At 51.4% G+C, this 17,325-nt stretch carries 13 protein-coding genes; 3 read left to right on the top strand and 10 right to left on the bottom strand.

Going from position 1 to position 17,325, the window contains the following annotated elements:
* Positions 1 to 327: 327 nt before the first annotated feature.
* The 4 genes from AC2FC2_RS03250 to ebgR all read right to left on the bottom strand — a co-directional run bounded on the left by AC2FC2_RS03250 (position 328) and on the right by ebgR (position 6,637).
* Positions 328 to 1,824: an amino acid permease gene (locus AC2FC2_RS03250; RefSeq protein ID WP_490658717.1), complete on the bottom strand. Its 1,497-nt coding sequence runs from the start codon at positions 1,822 to 1,824 to the stop codon at positions 328 to 330.
* A gap of 100 nt (positions 1,825 to 1,924) precedes the next feature.
* Entirely contained in the window at positions 1,925 to 2,377 is a 453-nt protein-coding gene (locus AC2FC2_RS03255) for a beta-galactosidase subunit beta (RefSeq protein ID WP_490658718.1), read from the bottom strand.
* The gene (gene ebgA / locus AC2FC2_RS03260) at positions 2,374 to 5,469 is read right to left on the bottom strand and encodes a beta-galactosidase subunit alpha (protein ID WP_490658719.1); all 3,096 of its coding nucleotides are present in this window, start codon (positions 5,467 to 5,469) and stop codon (positions 2,374 to 2,376) included. Before ebgA ends, AC2FC2_RS03255 begins: the two co-directional genes overlap by 4 nt.
* A 187-nt stretch (positions 5,470 to 5,656) precedes the next feature.
* Positions 5,657 to 6,637, bottom strand: coding sequence for a transcriptional regulator EbgR (ebgR, locus tag AC2FC2_RS03265; RefSeq protein WP_490658720.1), 981 nt, complete (start codon positions 6,635 to 6,637; stop codon positions 5,657 to 5,659).
* Between the two features lie 425 nt (positions 6,638 to 7,062).
* On the opposite strand from ebgR, the gene ygjJ reads away from it, so the two are divergent.
* Together ygjJ and ygjK are read left to right on the top strand one after the other, a co-directional pair.
* Positions 7,063 to 8,130 carry a protein YgjJ gene (gene ygjJ / locus AC2FC2_RS03270; RefSeq protein WP_490658721.1) on the top strand — a complete coding sequence of 356 codons (1,068 nt, stop codon included), beginning with the start codon at positions 7,063 to 7,065 and terminating at the stop codon, positions 8,128 to 8,130.
* Positions 8,131 to 8,147: 17 nt separating this feature from the next.
* On the top strand, positions 8,148 to 10,526 hold the full coding sequence (gene ygjK / locus AC2FC2_RS03275; RefSeq protein ID WP_490658722.1) for an alpha-glucosidase: 2,379 nt from the start codon (positions 8,148 to 8,150) through the stop codon (positions 10,524 to 10,526).
* A gap of 46 nt (positions 10,527 to 10,572) precedes the next feature.
* Here the strand turns inward: ygjK and AC2FC2_RS03280 are convergent, their stop codons facing one another.
* Both AC2FC2_RS03280 and AC2FC2_RS03285 read right to left on the bottom strand, forming a co-directional pair.
* On the bottom strand, positions 10,573 to 10,998 hold the full coding sequence (locus AC2FC2_RS03280) for a universal stress protein (RefSeq protein ID WP_209632830.1): 426 nt from the start codon (positions 10,996 to 10,998) through the stop codon (positions 10,573 to 10,575).
* Positions 10,999 to 11,144: 146 nt separating this feature from the next.
* A complete protein-coding gene (locus AC2FC2_RS03285; protein WP_490658723.1) occupies positions 11,145 to 11,663 on the bottom strand; it encodes a hypothetical protein in 519 nt (172 codons plus the stop codon).
* A 282-nt stretch (positions 11,664 to 11,945) separates the two neighbouring features.
* Here AC2FC2_RS03285 and metQ point away from each other — a divergent pair, with 282 nt between their 5' ends.
* Complete coding sequence (gene metQ, locus AC2FC2_RS03290; protein WP_209632828.1) at positions 11,946 to 12,761, top strand: methionine ABC transporter substrate-binding lipoprotein MetQ; 816 nt, start codon at positions 11,946 to 11,948, stop codon at positions 12,759 to 12,761.
* Between the two features lie 61 nt (positions 12,762 to 12,822).
* Here metQ and AC2FC2_RS03295 read toward each other — a convergent pair whose 3' ends face one another.
* The 4 genes from AC2FC2_RS03295 to AC2FC2_RS03310 form a co-directional block, all read right to left on the bottom strand.
* On the bottom strand, positions 12,823 to 13,596 hold the full coding sequence (locus AC2FC2_RS03295; RefSeq protein ID WP_404759789.1) for an SDR family oxidoreductase: 774 nt from the start codon (positions 13,594 to 13,596) through the stop codon (positions 12,823 to 12,825).
* A gap of 131 nt (positions 13,597 to 13,727) precedes the next feature.
* On the bottom strand, positions 13,728 to 14,645 hold the full coding sequence (locus AC2FC2_RS03300) for a sugar ABC transporter substrate-binding protein (protein ID WP_404759790.1): 918 nt from the start codon (positions 14,643 to 14,645) through the stop codon (positions 13,728 to 13,730).
* Between the two features lie 63 nt (positions 14,646 to 14,708).
* Complete coding sequence (locus AC2FC2_RS03305) at positions 14,709 to 15,737, bottom strand: ABC transporter permease (RefSeq protein WP_209632825.1); 1,029 nt, start codon at positions 15,735 to 15,737, stop codon at positions 14,709 to 14,711.
* Between the two features lie 17 nt (positions 15,738 to 15,754).
* Complete coding sequence (locus tag AC2FC2_RS03310; RefSeq protein WP_209632824.1) at positions 15,755 to 17,239, bottom strand: sugar ABC transporter ATP-binding protein; 1,485 nt, start codon at positions 17,237 to 17,239, stop codon at positions 15,755 to 15,757.
* Between the last annotated feature and the right edge of the window lie 86 nt (positions 17,240 to 17,325).

The raw sequence follows: 17,325 nt of genomic DNA on the forward strand, positions 1-17,325 counted from the left end.
ATGAATGAAGTTTCAGCAGTAATTCTGTGATAGTCATCAAATTATAAATGCGGTTTTGGGGGGAGGAAGTAGCCTAAAATAATCATTAGCCATAACACAGTATTTTATTCTGATAATAATCATAGTAAAACAAATGGATAGCGCTTTTGTCTTAAGAGACTAACTTTTGTTTGGTTGGCAGAGTTTAATCGATTTGTGGTGCAGTCTGAAAAAAAGCCATCCCGCAGAAAAGAGATGGCTTTCACAGTTGTCCTGAAAACAAATCAGCGGTCTAAAACCTCAACCGCTATTTGCTGCCACTTAGTCAACGCCAAGTAGCATGCATAATCACAACGACAAGCTGCTACAGCCCAAATCGCCACTGAGGTTCTTTTTACCGTTCTGCGACTCAAGCGCGATCTTCGCTAACGGCGTATCCTCATCGTAGCGCGCTTGAGCACTCAGGCTCTTCGCATAACGGTTATATTTCCACCAAGCATACCCAAGGAATATTACCAGCCCGCCCACGTTATAAAATACAATGGTCATGATGCTGGCACCAGTAGGGAACGTTGAGGCAACAAAGCCCACGGCAAAAATAGCGATCAGCGTGCTGACAATCGCAATCCCCTGTAGTCGTGAGCCCATTTTGAAGTCACGCTGTACGCGGTCGTACTTCAAACGCAGGTTCAGGTAAGCCAACATAATGAACAGCGGCGGCAGCATTGATGCAGCAGCGGTCATATTGATCAGCGTATTCATTAATTCTTGTACGCTGTCAGAACCCAGCGTCGGGATCAGCATCAGTGGGATCACAATGAAGAATTGCAACCACGCCGCACGGGTCGGGACACCATGCTTATTCAGCCGGATTGTTTTCTCGCCGAAGATACCTTTAGGAATCTCAGTAAAGAAGATTTTCACCGGTGCAGCGGTCCACATCAGCAATGAACCAAACATAGCGGTAAAGGAAACCAGACCAACAAAGCGGTTCATCAACACAACAGGCAGACCAAAATGCGCTGACAACCCTTCAAACACCTGCACCGTGCCGCCAGTAAAGTGCAAATCTGCGCGACTGACGAACACATTAAGCAGCAAGGATGATACCGAATACAGCACGCCGATCACCAGCCCGGAGATGATGATCACTTTCACAAACGAACGGCTGCCGCCCTTCACGTCATTCACATATACCGCAACAGACTCTGCTCCGCCCGCTGCCTGGAAAATCCACGCGGTAATACCCAGGAAGGCCCAGTTGAAGTTTGGCGTAATGGCCTCTACCGTAATCGGGTTAGCCGGCTCGATGCCGCCGACCACCGCCACTCCCGCCAGGATAATGTAGGAAAACGTCAGCAACAGCATCAACGAAGATGTCACAGACGTCATCGGCCCCAGCAGTTTGGCTCCGCTGTTAGAGATATAGGTCGAGAACGCAAACAGGAAAATACTGATGATCGAGGTCGTTAATGGTGTAAAGACATAGTCATAGCCGAGGAAAGCGTAAGACGCGTAAGCGATTACCCTCGGTAGCAACGCGGTAAAGAAAAACAGGTTAACAAACCAGTAGGTATAGGCAGTCATAAACGCCCAACGGCCGCCAAGAGCGCTTTTTACCCAAGCATACACGCCAGCTTCAGAGTTCTTATTCAGAGAAACGAACTCCGCAATGATTAAACAAAATGGAATAAAATAGATGATGGTCGCCACCAGGAAAACCGGGGCAGACGCAATGCCAAGCTGGATATTGTTATTAATGACATTATTGAAGCTGAACACTGCCGCGAACGTCATTGCCAGCAAACCGAACTTGCCGATAGTGTTTCTATTCGACACAGCCATAGACACTCTCCGAAATATGTAGGGTACTTATACCCGTCATCTTTCAAGCGACAGCATTATTGCCAGCAGCTTGAAAGTGATGGGATTTATTTTTATTCCACTATTTGTTAACGAAATAGCTGTCTTCAATCGTCACTTTCAAAATGACTTTTTTCACCTGGTTACTTTCTTTAAATCGGTGAGCCTGATGGTTCTCAAAAATAACGACACTGCCTTGTCCCACACGGTGTGTTTCGCCGTGCCCACTGAAAAACTCACGATCGGTTTCATCCTGATAGGCCACCACCGATATCAGCGTGCTTTTATCAGCAATCTCGATCGTTTCCTGTCCTGCAAGGTAATAGTGCAGATCAAAATAACGACGATTCCCCTCTAACCAGCCATGTTGCTGGTCTTGACCAGACGCCAGCCGATAAACAAGTGAATCGCCAACCGAATAAAAAACATTCGGCACGATATGTTCAATATTATTAATGGCCTCCATACAGCGTTGCCATTTTTTCCCTGCACGATAAATAAGCTGAAACTCCGCTAATGACTTGATAATAATCATGAGTTCGCCTTTTCTGACTGAGCGTTATTACTGACGGGTGCGAAATGATATTCGGCAAGCGTTGCACCATCGGTTTCTTGCTGGTTAAAAGGCACCAGCGTAAAGCCGTAGCTGAACGGCGACAGGTAAACTCGATATGAATCCAGTACTTCTGAGCCCCAGGAATTGGAACCCAGCCCCAAGATTTGATCATCAAGGTTTAACGTCAGGTAGTCGCTTTCCTGCAGTTCGTTAACATGCTGTGCCTGATGCAACATCTCGGCGCTGTAGGGCCACAGGCTGAAATTGAGTGGTCTTCGCGGTTGGATAAAGATCCCGTTGCCGTTAGCATCCTGCAAACTTAACCAACGTACCTCTTGGCGATTACCGTTATCCTGCGGGAATGGATAATGCTCGAACAACTCACCAACCTGCTGTTGGTAATACCCGATAAGATTGGCCTTACAGCTATCCGCGTAGTTTTCACCTGGCCCACGGCCGTAATACGCCACTTGTCCAAAACGGCGGCTAAGACCAAAGTCCAACCCGATTTTTGGAATAACCTGCTGGAAATCACCATAAGGTGTCCCTGACAGATCCAGGCTGACGTGGCCTTGCGGCGAGATCTGCCAGCGGTAACGACAGCGCATACCAAAATCAAATACCGGCGGTGCGATCAACGTTTGAACGTCGATCACAATGTCATTACCCTGTCGCTCCCAATGCAAACTGCGGAAATGGTGCTGCATGATCTGCAAATGGTTCGGCAGCCAGATACCTTCATATTCCTGCTTGTGGTTATCGATCACTGGCTTGAAGAAAGAAAGGTGCGGCGCACGTCCTACCACTTCGTCCCCCGCAACTCGCCATGACTGAAGTTCGCCATTCAAGCGCGAGAACGCGAGACTGAAGTTGTCGCCAGTGATGACTATTTGGTGGTTTTCATCTTCGCATTGCAGCGCAGAAGTGCGAGAGCACGCTGGCGGCGGGTTGAGTGACGCGGAGGCAGGTTGCAACAAATGCTGATACTGCCCCAACAGCGCCCCACTTTCGCTGTAGCGGGTTGCGCTGTCTTTATATACGGCGATATCAATGAAGGTTTCTTGCCCGCCCAGTACCACTTCTGGCAGATGAACCTCTTCGGATTCGCCCGGCTGCAAATGCGGTAGCTTAATCTCGTGGCTGGCCAATTGCCGGCCACCAGCCTTGATGCTAACTTTCAACGTAATATCCGCAAGCGAACTGAACCAATAGCGGTTTTTAACCTGCAGCACCGGCTTCATTTCACCTACACCGCTCACCTCTACTGGGCACAGAACCTGCTTGTATTCACGTAGGCCGGGGCCAGGACGCTGGTCAGGGTAGATCAGTCCATCCATACAGAAGTTGTAGTTATTCGGGTAATCACCGTAGTCCCCGCCATACTGATAGCGTTCACGCCCCTGTTCATCATGGCTCAGTAACCCGTGATCGCACCACTCCCAGATATAGTGCCCCTGAAGGCTGGCATGACGGTTAAGCACTGACTGATATTCGAACAACCCACCCGGGCCGTTCCCCATTGCATGGGCGTATTCACACAGAATGCGTGGTTTGGAATGCGGGTATTCTCCAAACGCATTCATCATCGCGACGCGGGAATACATGGTGCTGATCACGTCAACCACTTCCGCATCCCTGTCTTCTTCGTAATGCACCAATCGGGTGGCATCGAGTGCTTTACACCGTTTGGCCATGGCGCGAATGTTACAGCCATAACCAGATTCATTGCCCAGTGACCAGATAATGATTGAGGGGTGATTTTTCTGTGCCATTACATGGCGTTCAATACGCTCGACGTAGGCATTTTCCCAACGAGGGTCGTCAGTGATACGGCTAATATCACCCACGTTGGCGAAACCATGACTTTCCAGATCGGTTTCTGCCATCACGAACAGACCGTAGATATCGCACAACTCGTAAAAACGGGGATCATTCGGGTAATGTGCGGTGCGCACTGAGTTAATGTTGTGCTGCTTCATCAACACAATATCGCGTTCAACCCGCGCCATATCCACCGCTCGCCCTTTGTGGTGATCGTGGTCATGGCGGTTAACACCATGCAGCTTGAGATAACGTCCGTTGATGTGGAATAACCCGTCGCGCACGCTTATCTCACGGAACCCCACACGCTGTGGCACCACTGACAACAGATTGCCACTGCTGTCATACAGGCTAAGCAGTAATGGGTACAGGTAGGGGTCTTCCGCATTCCACTGCTTCGGCTGGCTGACCGGGATCTCAAACCGGCAATCGCTATGCTGCCCAATAGTGAGATTGTTCACCCTCTGTTCGGCAATGCACGTTTCACCATCAAAAAGCTGCGCGGTCAGACGGTAACCCGCCGCCACATTCTGCCCGAGCATGTGCAGCCCCACGTCTATCGCCAGCACCGCATCGCAATACTGCTTATCGAAGGACGTGACTATCCGAAGATCATGGATGTGCGTTTGCTTTTGACCGATCAGATATACATCGCGGAAAATGCCGGCCATCCACCACATATCCTGATCTTCAATATAGGTAGAGTCAGCCCATTGCATCACGCGGACAGACAGCAGGTTATCACCTGGCTTCACATGGTCACTGAGGTCAAACTCAGCAGACAACCGGCTACCTTTGCTAAACCCAATGTAGCGGCCGTTGAGATAGACCTCAAAATAGGTTTCCACACCGTCAAACTTGATGATGACCTGCTGATTTGCCCACTCAGCATCAAGCGTGAAATGACGTTGATAGGCACCAGTAGGGTTATTGGTCGGGACATAAGGCACGTCGATCGGGAAGGGGTACCCTTCATCCGTATATTGCAGCTGACCGTGCCCTTCCATTTGCCACATGCCCGGCACGTCAATATCACCCCACTCTGCCATTGGCTCGCTGTAGAACGCAGCCGGTACCCGATCAGGGTGCTCGAAGTAACGGAACTGCCAACGCCCGCTCAGCAGTTGGAAACCCAAACTTGCGTTGCGATCAAAACGCAATGCCTGTTCGGCATTCTGATAGCTGAAGAAACTCGCTCGCGGTGGTAACCGATTTTCCGACTGCTTTTCTATGTTTTCCCAATTTTTCACGTCACGTCTCCCGACATCGTTCAATGGGAGAACGATAGTAAATATTTAGTAAAAACTACAGATCATATTTACCTAATGCCGACGGGATCACACTAAATTTTAAATATCTTTTTTAATCATGATGTTAATTTTTACTCTGGCGGGCGTCCTGTGCTGCGGCAATCGGCCAGCAACACAGGGCGTTTTCTTACACTACGGTGGTGTCGCGCAGTTGAAGCGAACTAGGAACGAAGATGGATAAAGGAACGGTCCGATCATCACGAATACGCTCCATCAGCAGATTGGCGGCCTGAGCGCCCATGGTTTCTGAAGGAATGCGAACCGTTGATAAGGCGGGGAAAATAAAGCGCGCGGTCGGGATATCGTTCACGCTGATCAGCGCAATTTGCCCAGGCACCTGAATCGAATGTTCGTGTAAAGCACGTAAAACACCGATGGCGATAGAGTCGGTTGCTACAAACAGCGCAGGAGGATAATCGGCGGTACCGTCCAGCATTTTCTTGGCACACTGATAGCCCGCCTGACTGCTAAAATCACCGGTGTAAATATCCTTTGGCTGTACCACACTTTTCAGACGGCCATACTCTACAAACGCCTGCTCGCGCTGATCGGCAAAGGCCGGATCGTCACGCCCACCGATAAACCCAATGCGTGAGTAACCCCGCCCAATGAAATAGTCGATCACCTTCTGGCTGATTTTGAATAAATCAACGTTCACGCAATCGAACTGCGGATCTTCAACGATACCATCGACAAACACCACCGGCAGTTTTTGTTGGCTCAACTGCTCATACAACGCAGGCTGCGGTCGACCAATCACCAGCAGACCATCCGCTGCAGGCAACGATTTTTCACCATTGAAGTCGTAGCAGGCCACCAACGAAACGCCGAGTTTTTCACATTGAGTTTCAATGCCATAACGCATCGCCAGATAGTAGGGATCGTTAATCTCAATACCCTGCTTATAGGTAAACAGCGCAGCGAACGTCAGCCGATGTCCATTGTGACGCTTTGAAGGTTGGACTTTGTATTCGAGACGCTCCGCAGCTTCCAGGATTTTTTGCCGGGTTTGCGCCTTCACGCTCAGAGTGGGATCGTCATTCAGCACCCGCGAAACGGTAGCAACGGACACGTTCGCAGCTTCTGCGATTTCCTTCAGTGTGGCCATAAAGTCTCAATGGATAGACAAAAAACACTAGCTTACCGGGACAGCTCAACAAGGTATACGCCCAGATGATCCATCCCCCCTTTTCACCCAATGAATTTTACACGGCATCCTTAGAGCCAATGTCGTCATTCATCAGGTATACCCCGCCATAAACGTCCTTATAGCACCCTGCCTGGCGGTCAATATGTTCGCGATGCTACTGGCGAAGATACCGACTTCACCCTTTGTGATCAAGTTAACGCTTTACTGATTTTGCGGTATTTTTTACTAAAAATTTTACTAATATACCTTTCGTTTACCGTTCTGATTCAAACGGTATTTTATCTCTCCCAGGGAAATGGGGCCGACCCACATTGCGTTAACGGATTACGTTGGCAGGCTTCCGCCGGTTGACCATCCAATGACCAAACCAGATGCGTGTCCACATGAAAATAATACCCAATAATAAAATATTACCCGCTTTACTGCTGAGTATTCCGCTGAAATTATCGGCTCAGGAATCCGTGGTTCCCGCGGAACATAATGTCCTTCCCCCGCCTGAGTTAACAAGTTCTGGCTCTACCCCCCTACGTTTTTATGGCGAACTGGGTATTGGCGGCAGCGTCTATTTGAACGGCGAACACCAACATAAATACAGTGACGGTACCTATATCGAAGGTGGCCTGGAAATCAAACACGGTCAGTGGTTCGGCCTGATCTACGGCGAAGGTTGGACAGTGCAAGCAGACCACCAGGGCAATGCCTGGACACCGGACCACAGTTGGGGTGGGTTTGAAGGCGGAATCAACCGTTTCTACGGCGGCTATCGCACCAATGACGGCACCGAAATGATGCTTAGCATACGTAATGACTCCTCGCTGGATGATTTGCAATGGTGGGCTGACTTCACCCCAGAATATGGCTATGTGATCCCCAACACCCGGGATCTCGCCTACGCTGCAAAGCTGCAAAACCTGATCGGAAAGTTCCGCTACAGCATAACCGCAGCACCAGAAAGTCGTATTGATGAGAGTAAGGCGCTGCTTCACTTTGGCAAATATGACCGCTATTCGGACAAATACACCTACCGGGCAATGATCAACGGCTATACGCAATACGATCTACAAGAAGGCCTGACCTTACTTAACGGCTTGGAAATGACTGATGGCATGGGGCAACTGTATCTGCTCGGATTGAAAGGTAACAACCTGGCGGGCCGCGTCTGGCATCACACCGGCAAAGGTGATGGCAGTCACCTAGGGACAGAGTCTGGCCTGATGCTGAGTGCCATGATTGAGGCCACCAAGGGACTGTATTTCTCAACGGCCTACAGCTATGCCCGCCATCGCCTGGAAAATGCACCGGATACCGTTACCTCTTACGCGCAAGTCGGTATTTGGTACGAGTACGCCGGTGGCAAGTTGGCCACCGCACTAGACAGTAAATTCTACATGACCAACGACAGCACCAATGCCAGTAATTCGGTGTTTTTGATGCAGTATTTTTATTGGTAACGCACAAGGCAAATATAATGAATATGATGAATAAACTGCCGCCTCTGGCTATCGCCCTATCTGTGGCTCTTGCAATATCAGGCTGCGTTTCTCAGCCCAACGACGAGAATGCTCTGCGGGCAGACGATTACAAAAATGTGATTAATCGTAGCGGCGCACCTCACTACATGCTCGACTACGATTTTGACGAGCACCAACGCTTTAATCCCTTCTTTGATCTCGGTGCCTGGCACGGTCATTTACTGCCAAACGGCCCTGAAGGGGCTGGCGGTTTCCCCGGCCCGGCACTGCTCACCGAAGAATATATTAATTTCATGGCCAACAATTTCGATCGGTTGAGCCTGTATAAAAACGGTGAAAAAATAGCATTAAGTATGACGGCCTACAGCATCCCCGGCGCGCTTATTCAACAGCTCAGCGCCCCCGGCATCAAAGTGACCCTAACACTGCGTTTTGCGACGGCACGCACCTCACTGCTTGAAACGCAAATCATCACCGATACGCCACTTGAGCTGGTGTGGGATGGCGCACTGCTGGAAAACTATTACGCCAAAGAGCAGAAACCACAATCTCCACAAACCATAGAGCAAGCCTTCCCGGGTTATACACGGCATATTTTGCCGACAGCTGACGGTCTGCGAGTCACTTTTGGTAAGGTGCGGGCGGCTTCGCAACTGATGACATCCGGCGAGTCCGAGTACCAAATCCATAAATCGCTGCCACAACAAACGACAGTGAATGGCCATCAGTTCACGTCTAACGCTAAAATTGCAGGATCCACCACGCTGTATACCACTTACTCTCACCTTCTCACCGCCGCCGAAGTGCAACAAGAACAAGGTAATATTGCCGCTATTCTCACCAACCCACAGCAGTATATGGTGGCTTCCGCGCAGCGTTGGGAAAACTACCTCAGCAAAGGTTTGTCGAATCCACACGCTACGCAGGCACAAGAACGCGTAGCGGTTAAAGCGATCGAAACGTTAAACGGCAATTGGCGCGGCGCGGCCGGAGCAATGAAGTTTGATTCGGTGACCCCCTCAGTGACCGGGCGTTGGTTTTCGGGAAATCAAACCTGGCCTTGGGATACCTGGAAACAGGCTTACGCCATGGCACATTTTAATCCCAACGTGGCAAAGGATAATATCCGAGCAGTGTTTGCCTTCCAGATCCAGCCAGACGACCCGCTACGACCTTGGGATGCCGGCTTTATCCCTGATCTGATCGCCTACAACCCCAGCCCGGAACGCGGGGGTGACGGCAGCAACTGGAATGAACGCAATACTAAACCCAGCCTGGCGGCATGGGCGGTCATGGAGGTATATAATACCACCGGCGATAAGCAATGGTTGGCTGAAATGTATCCCAAACTGGTCGCTTACCACGACTGGTGGCTGCATAACCGAGATCATAACGGTAATGGCGTACCAGAATACGGCGCTACGCGGGATAAAGCCCACAATACGCCGGATGGCCGAATGCTGTTCACGGTAAAACGCGGACAACATGAAGAAACTCTGGCTGGTCTGAATAAATATGATCGGGTCGTGCGTTCCGGTCGCTATGAGAGTATCGACATTCCGGCCCAGATCGCCGCCTCGTGGGAATCGGGCCGTGACGACGCCGCTGCTTTTGGCTTTATCGATCCAGACCAACTGGCCCGCTATCTGGCAAACGGTGGCAAACGGCAGGACTGGCAAGTAAAGTTTGCTGAGAACCGTACCACGGACGGTACTCTGCTCGGTTATTCATTACTGCAAGAATCGGTAGATCAAGCCAGCTACATGTACAGCGACAATAAGTATCTAGCCAAGATGGCTGATATTTTGGGCCTCAGTACCGATGCCACCGCCTTCCGCGGCAAGGCCGAGAAACTGGCCGATTACATCAATACCTGCATGTTCGATAAAACCAGCGGTTTCTTTTACGACATACGTATCGGAGAAAAACCGCTGCCCAATGGCTGTGCCGGTAAACCCATCGTCGAACGTGGCAAAGGGCCAGAAGGTTGGTCCCCACTGTTTAATGGCGCCGCCAGCCAGCAGCATGCCGATGCCGTAGTGAAAGTCATGAAGGATCCCGGAGAGTTCAACACTTACGTCCCACTCGGCACTGCAGCACTGACCAACCCAGCGTTTGGTGCGGATATTTACTGGCGTGGACGGGTATGGGTAGATCAGCTGTACTTCGGACTTAAAGGGATGGAAAGCTATGGTTATCGCTCAGATGCCGTTACCATGGCGCAGGCCTTCTTCAACCACGCGGACGGACTGGTCACTGACGGCCCCATCCGCGAAAACTATAATCCGCTGACGGGTATGCAACAGGGTGCACCGAATTTCTCCTGGAGCGCGGCACACCTCTATATGCTGTATAACGACTTTTTCACTCAGTAAACCCACCGTTTCCCTGCCAGAACAGGCGACTGGCAGGGTATGAAGACTATGACTTAATCGGGATCACCAGTACGTCAAGGTTCAACTGGTTGATGGCATGCTGGGTGGAGGAAAAGAGCTTGTTCCACAGGTCGTGATGATGGCCGAAGATCACCAGATCGATGTTTTTATCCACGATGGCATTCTTCAATTCTTCAATGAAATCACCGCGCCCAATAATCACCTCGTTAATGGGGTAGTTCACGTTTTGGGTCAGTGGCTCCATCTCTTTTTTGATCTTGTCTTCAAAAGACACCCCATCGTAATTTCTCTCTGAAAAGCCAATCGCCGCGTGATAGGTATCATAATGAACATCGACGTAGATCAGAGAAAGTTTTGCCTGCAACGCGTCGGCCAGCCTCGCGCCTTTTTCCACCAGCCGTTTGCCGTCATCACTCAGGTCGGTGGCAATCACAATATGTTGGTAACACATAGCGCCTCCTGTCATTGATTCATAGAGACCCCCAACTTGCGCGGCAACACTTATGTTGCCCCGTTATGGATAATTTTAGTTCAGAACCCTGTGGGATGAGCGAGGATATTGCGGTGGAATGGCCCCTTTACCGGGGCCAGGCAGGCTCAGCGTACGCGTTGTGCCTCAAACCACACATTGCATACCGACAAGATCAACGTGTTGGCGTCTTTCACCAGCACATTCTCCCCCGGGACACCGTCAGTGCCCTGATCGGTGATGCCTTTGATCGCAGTATCCGCATGCTGGATAACGACCCGCTCAACCGCAGGTGTACTGATCCCCAGCATTGGGAAGTCGATATAAGAACTGCTGCCGGAGTTGTCCTCGACAAACTCCTGCGCCTCTACCGTGCTGACGGTAGCACCATCACTTTTCAGCGCGGTGCCATTCCAATTGAAGCCATCGGTCTTATAGCTGATTTTGCCGCCAATCAGGCTTTTCGCCTGTTGTTCGTCCCAACACCCCACCGTTTGCGTCGGCAAGATCTTGCTGACGTGCCAGTTGCCCAACAACGTTTTAGGGATCGGTTCTGCCACGGTTTCCGCCGCCTGAACCTGAATCGCTGATACGCAAGTCAAAACCACCAATGGCAGCAGCGCCTTGCGCCACATGTTAAATTGCATTTTTATTTTCCTTTGGCTATTTGCGCCCCAGGAGGGCTTTCCATCATCATAATGAGCCGGTGGAACCTGCGTCAAAATAAACTGACTACCAAGGGCACAAACAGGATATCGACACAGAACCCAGGCGGGTTGCGCAAGTTTGACACAGCCTGATGCGCTCATAGCAAATCGCTATTAATCATAGTGAATCAGTATTTTATTTTAGCCAGGTGATTATCTAGAGTCACAGCCACTATTGAGCCTGCGATAACCAGCAGGCTATTTTGACAAGGACTCTGGGAAATGACATTGACTCTGAAAAAACTCACCGCGGCGCTGGCAATAGCCAGCACCCTCCTGCTGACTGCTTGTGGGCCGACGGCACAAGACGATCACCATATCAAAGTCGGCATCAGTGCAGGTATCGATCAGTCACTGTGGGCGGTGGTGCAAAAAGTTGCCAAGCAGAAGTACGATCTGGATGTAGAAGTGGTGACATTCAATGATTACGTGCTGCCCAACGAAGCGCTGAATAATGGCGATCTTGATATCAACGCCTTCCAACATAAACCTTATCTGGAAAAGCAGAGCCAGGAGCGCGGCTACAAACTGGTCGCAGTGGGGAATACCTTTGTTTTCCCCATTGCCGGTTACTCGAAAAAAATCACCGCTATCAGCCAACTGCCAGACGGCGCTCAAGTCGCCGTGCCGAATGACCCGACTAACCTTGGGCGATCGCTCCTCCTGTTACAAAAACAGGGGCTGATCGTGCTGAAAGACGGCGTTGGGCTACTGCCAACCGCGCTGGATATCGTCAGCAACCCGAAGAAACTGAACATCGTCGAGATCGAAGCGCCGCAATTGCCGCGGGCATTGGATGACAAACAGATTGCGCTGGCGATTATCAACACCAACTACTCCAGCCAGATCGGCCTGTCACCGGCCAAAGACGGGTTGTTTGTCGAAGATAAGAACTCGCCTTACGTCAATATCTTCGCCAGCCGGGTGGATAATCAGAACAATGAAAACGTGAAAAATCTGGTCAAGGCCTACCAGACCGATGAAGTTGCCGCCAGCGCTGTCGACATCTACAAAGGCGACGCGGTTAAAGGCTGGTAATCTGCACCTCCCCCCATGGTGACCATCATGGGGGATTTTTCCCCCTATTTTTGTTCGCTTTTCACCCACCAAGCCCGCGATGTATAGATACGCCGCCATCGACCAGCATGGCGGTACCGGTGACGAATGACGACGCGTCAGAGGCCAGATAAAGCGCCGACCTGGCGATCTCTTCGGGAGTGGCCAACCGTTTAAGCGCATGTAGGTTAGCCACTTGCCTCAATGCCTCGGGGGTATTGCTCATTTGTCTCCCCATGTCGGTATCTGTGCCGCCGGGCAGCAATGCATTAACCCGGATCCCCAGGCCACCAAACTCCACCGCCAGAGCCTGCGTCAAACCAATCAGGCCCGACTTGCTGGCGGCATAAGCAGCAGTACCAGGGAAGGCCGCAGTATGGCCGACAAAGGTGGAAGTGAAGATCACCGACCCTGCCCCGCGGGCCAGCATGGCGGGGATTTGATATTGGGCGCCATAGTAGGCGCTGGACAAATTGGTTTCGATCACCTCGTGCCACTCATCCGCATTTAACGCCAATGATGGGCGCAATGGCCCCAGCGTACCGGCGTTGTTAAAGGCAATGTCCAAACCACCAAACGTGCCGACCGCTGTATCGACCAAGGCTTTAGCAAAGGCTTCATCCCTGACATCCCCTGCCACCCACTCGGCCAGGCCGCCCTCGTACCGAATGTCCATCGCCAGCTGTTCAAGCTGCTGCTCGCGCCGAGCCCCCAATACCACCGAGGCGCCCATCCGGGCAAAAAGCAACGCTGCGGCCCTACCGATGCCCGAACTGGCACCACTGATAATCGCTACCTTACCGCCCAATGTGTTCATTTATCATCCTCATCAAGTCAGGAGACCACATTGTGGGGGAATAGGTTATGTGATGCTCGCTGTAAGCGGACATACAATTGACGCGAAAAAAGCGCTGCATGCAGCGCCCTTTCAGCGTTGTAAAACCGCGGTTACTTCGCCACGTATTTCTGCATATTGGCTGGGGTCACCAGCTCGAACGGGATCCAATAGTAAGGATCGAGCTTTTCACCTTTAATCATGCGCTGTGCCACGTCAACCGAGGCCTTGCCTTGGCCGACAGCATCCTGAAATACCGTTACCTGCATCTTGCCGGAAGACAACGCTTTCAAGCCGTCTGGCGTCGCATCTATGCCGCCAATCAACACCTTACTGTCCTTTTTGCCCGCCTGTTGTAACGCCATGATCGCGCCAATCGCCATCTCGTCGTTATTGGCCGCGATAATATCGATAGGCTCACCGTTGGTGATCCAATTGAGCATCAGATCCATACCCTCACTGCGCGAGTAGTTGGCGCTCTGCTTTTGCACGACTTTCATTTTCGGGTACTTCGCCACCACCTCCTCCACATCCTTGGTACGTTGCAGCGCACCGGCGTCGGTCAGGTTGCCGATCATCACGGCGACGTTACCCTGATAGTTTGCCAACCGCGCCAGCTCCTCCATCTGCAATGTACCGGACTGCTTCTCGTCGGAGCCAACAAACATCACGCCAGACGGCAGTTTATCGTCACCCGGCGTGCGGTTCACATACACCAGCGGTATACCGGCTTTAGTCACCATTTTGGTGATAGCAGGCGTGCCTGCTGAGTTAACGGGATCGACAATAATCGCGTCCACCCCGGCGCTAATAAAGTTCTGCACCTGATCGGTTTGGCGGCCGACGTCGCCACGTGCATCTTCAAATTGCACGTTGATACCGCGTACCTTGGCTTCTTTGTCGATCGAATGGCGAATGATGGTCAGAAAGTTTTGGTCAAAATAGGCCATCGATACACCAATGGTTTCCGCCAACACCGACGTGGAACAACTGAGCGCAGCGACCAACACGATTCTTTTTACGTATTTCATGGCGATTCCCCTGAGGTAAAAAAAAACCGCCGGGCAAATTGCTCCGGCGGGGATTTACGGCAATCAGTGTTTTTTGCGGTTGCGCCGCATGTCGATAGAAACTGCAGCGACGATAATCACGCCTTTGATAATGTCCTGAATATAGGAGTCCACGCCGACAAAGGTGAAACCACTTTTAATCAGCCCAAGAATGACCGCGCCGATCAGTGTGCCGGTAATACGCCCGACGCCCCCCATCAGGCTACTGCCGCCAATCACCGCTGCGGCGATAGCGTCCAGCTCGTAAGACATGCCCATGCTCGACTGGCCGCTGCTGACGCGTGCCGCCAAGACCACGCCCGCCAGGCCCGCTAACCCCCCGGCAATGGTATAGACCATCACCAGGTATTTATTGACGTTAATACCGGACACTCTGGCGGATGTCATGTTGCCGCCAATGGCGTAAATGTATTTACCGTAACGGGTGTGTTTCAAGGCGATATGGAAGATCACGGCTATCACCAGGAAGATAATCACCGGCATCGCACCTTGGCCGATGGACGTAAACCCGTCTGACAGGAAGCTGACCGGGTTACCCTGGGTGTAGTACTGCGCCAGACCACGTGCCGACACCATCATGCCCAAGGTGGCAATAAACGGCGGGATACCGGTGCGGGTAATCAGGAATCCGTTGATAAAGCCACAAAGAATACCCACGCCGATCCCCGCACCAATCGGGATTGCAGCGGGCAGATCAAGCAGTGCCGGATACATCGGTGAGATACTGTCGGACGTTTGCGCCAGGCTGGCCGCGACCACGGCGGTCAAGGCAATCAACGAACCGGAAGAGAGATCGATACCGGTAGTGATAATGACCTGAGTCACCCCCACGGCGATAATACCGATAATTGCCACCTGTAACACAATCAACAGCAGGCGGTTAGGGTTCATCAGAAATGATTGGTCACGGATGTACCAACCGAGAATTTCAAACACCAACGCAATACCGATCATCACGATAAAGATACCGGTGTCTTTCGGCATTTTGCCACTCAGGCCAGAGAACAGCGGCGCTTTACCCGCAAGCGGTTTCTCGACTTTTACATTACTCATGGTGGTTCACCTTTGCGTTATTCAGAGGCCAGCGCCAGGATTTTTTCCTGATCCGCGTCGTCTTTATCCAAAATGCCGGTAATACGGCCACCGTGCATTACCATCACCCGATCGCTCATGCCGAGAATTTCCGGTAATTCAGATGACACCAAAATAATGGCGACGCCACGGTTCGCCAGCTCACTGATCAAACGGTAGATTTCTGCCTTCGCGCCCACATCAATGCCGCGCGTAGGTTCATCGAGGATCAAGATTTTCGGTTGTGCCAGCAGCCAACGGGCAATTAACACTTTCTGCTGATTGCCGCCGCTCAGGTTATTGATGATTTGGTCCATGGTCGGGGTTTTGATATTGAGCTTTTTGATCTGCTCCATACAGTCTTTGGCCATCTGCACATGGCTGACAAACCCATTTTTGCCAATGTATTCCGACAGGTTGACGATACTCATGTTCTCGACCACCGACAGCACCAGAAACAGCCCTGATTTCTTGCGGTCTTCGGTGAGAAACGCTAACCCGAGCTCAATGGCGCGGGACGGGGAATCCACCTTGGTGGCCTTGCCTTCAATAAAGATGCTGCCGCCGTCCGCCGGGTGCATACCGAACAGGCTTTCCATGACCTCACTACGACCGGCCCCCACCAACCCGGCAACACCGAGGATCTCGCCGCGTTTAACGCTGAACGAAATATCATGGAACCAGTTGGCACGACGCAGCCCTTCGACCCGCAGCACTTCCTCGCCGATATTGTTGTTAAATTTGGGGAACATCTGGGTCAGTTCGCGCCCAACCATCATGGTGATCAGCGACTGTTTAGTCAGGTTTTCGGTTTTATCGCAGGCGATAAACGTACCGTCGCGGAAAATGCTCACCTCATCGGTGATGGCAAAAATCTCGTCCATCTTGTGGCTGATATAAATGATGCCTTTGCCCTGCTCGCGCAGTTCGCGAATGATGGCAAACAGGTGTACGACCTCGCCCTCGGTCAGCGCCGACGTAGGTTCGTCCATGATCAGCACATCCGCGTTGTAGGAAACGGCCTTGGCGATCTCGACCATTTGCTGGTTAGCAATGCTCAATTCACCCACCAGCATTTCCGGCTTGAGCTTGATGTTCAGTCGGGCCAACAACTCGCGGGTTTTCTTGTTCAGTTGGTCATGATTCACAAACCCAAGCTTTGCCGGTTCGCGCCCCAACCAGATGTTTTCTGCCACCGTCATATAAGGCACCAGGTTGAGTTCCTGGTGAATCATGGAAATACCCGAATGCAGTGCCTGCAGCGTATCGCTGAAAGTCACAGGCTGGCCTTTTATTTTTATCGTGCCTTCATCAGGGTGATAAATGCCGATTAAGCATTTCATCAGCGTGGACTTACCCGCGCCGTTTTCGCCCATTAACGCGTGTACGCTGCCTGGTTTGATTTTAATTGAGACTTTATCCAGCGCCTTCACGCCGGGAAACTGCTTACTGATGCCTTCAGCCTCAAGAACATAAGGATACATACAAATAACCTCCGCCGTTCGTCAATGCATCCCTGCCGTATTTACCGCCGTTTGCCGGGTAAATACGGCAAAGGATATATACCCAT

The sequence above is a fragment of the Serratia sp. CoH_122_TC_1 genome (assembly GCF_058191755.1).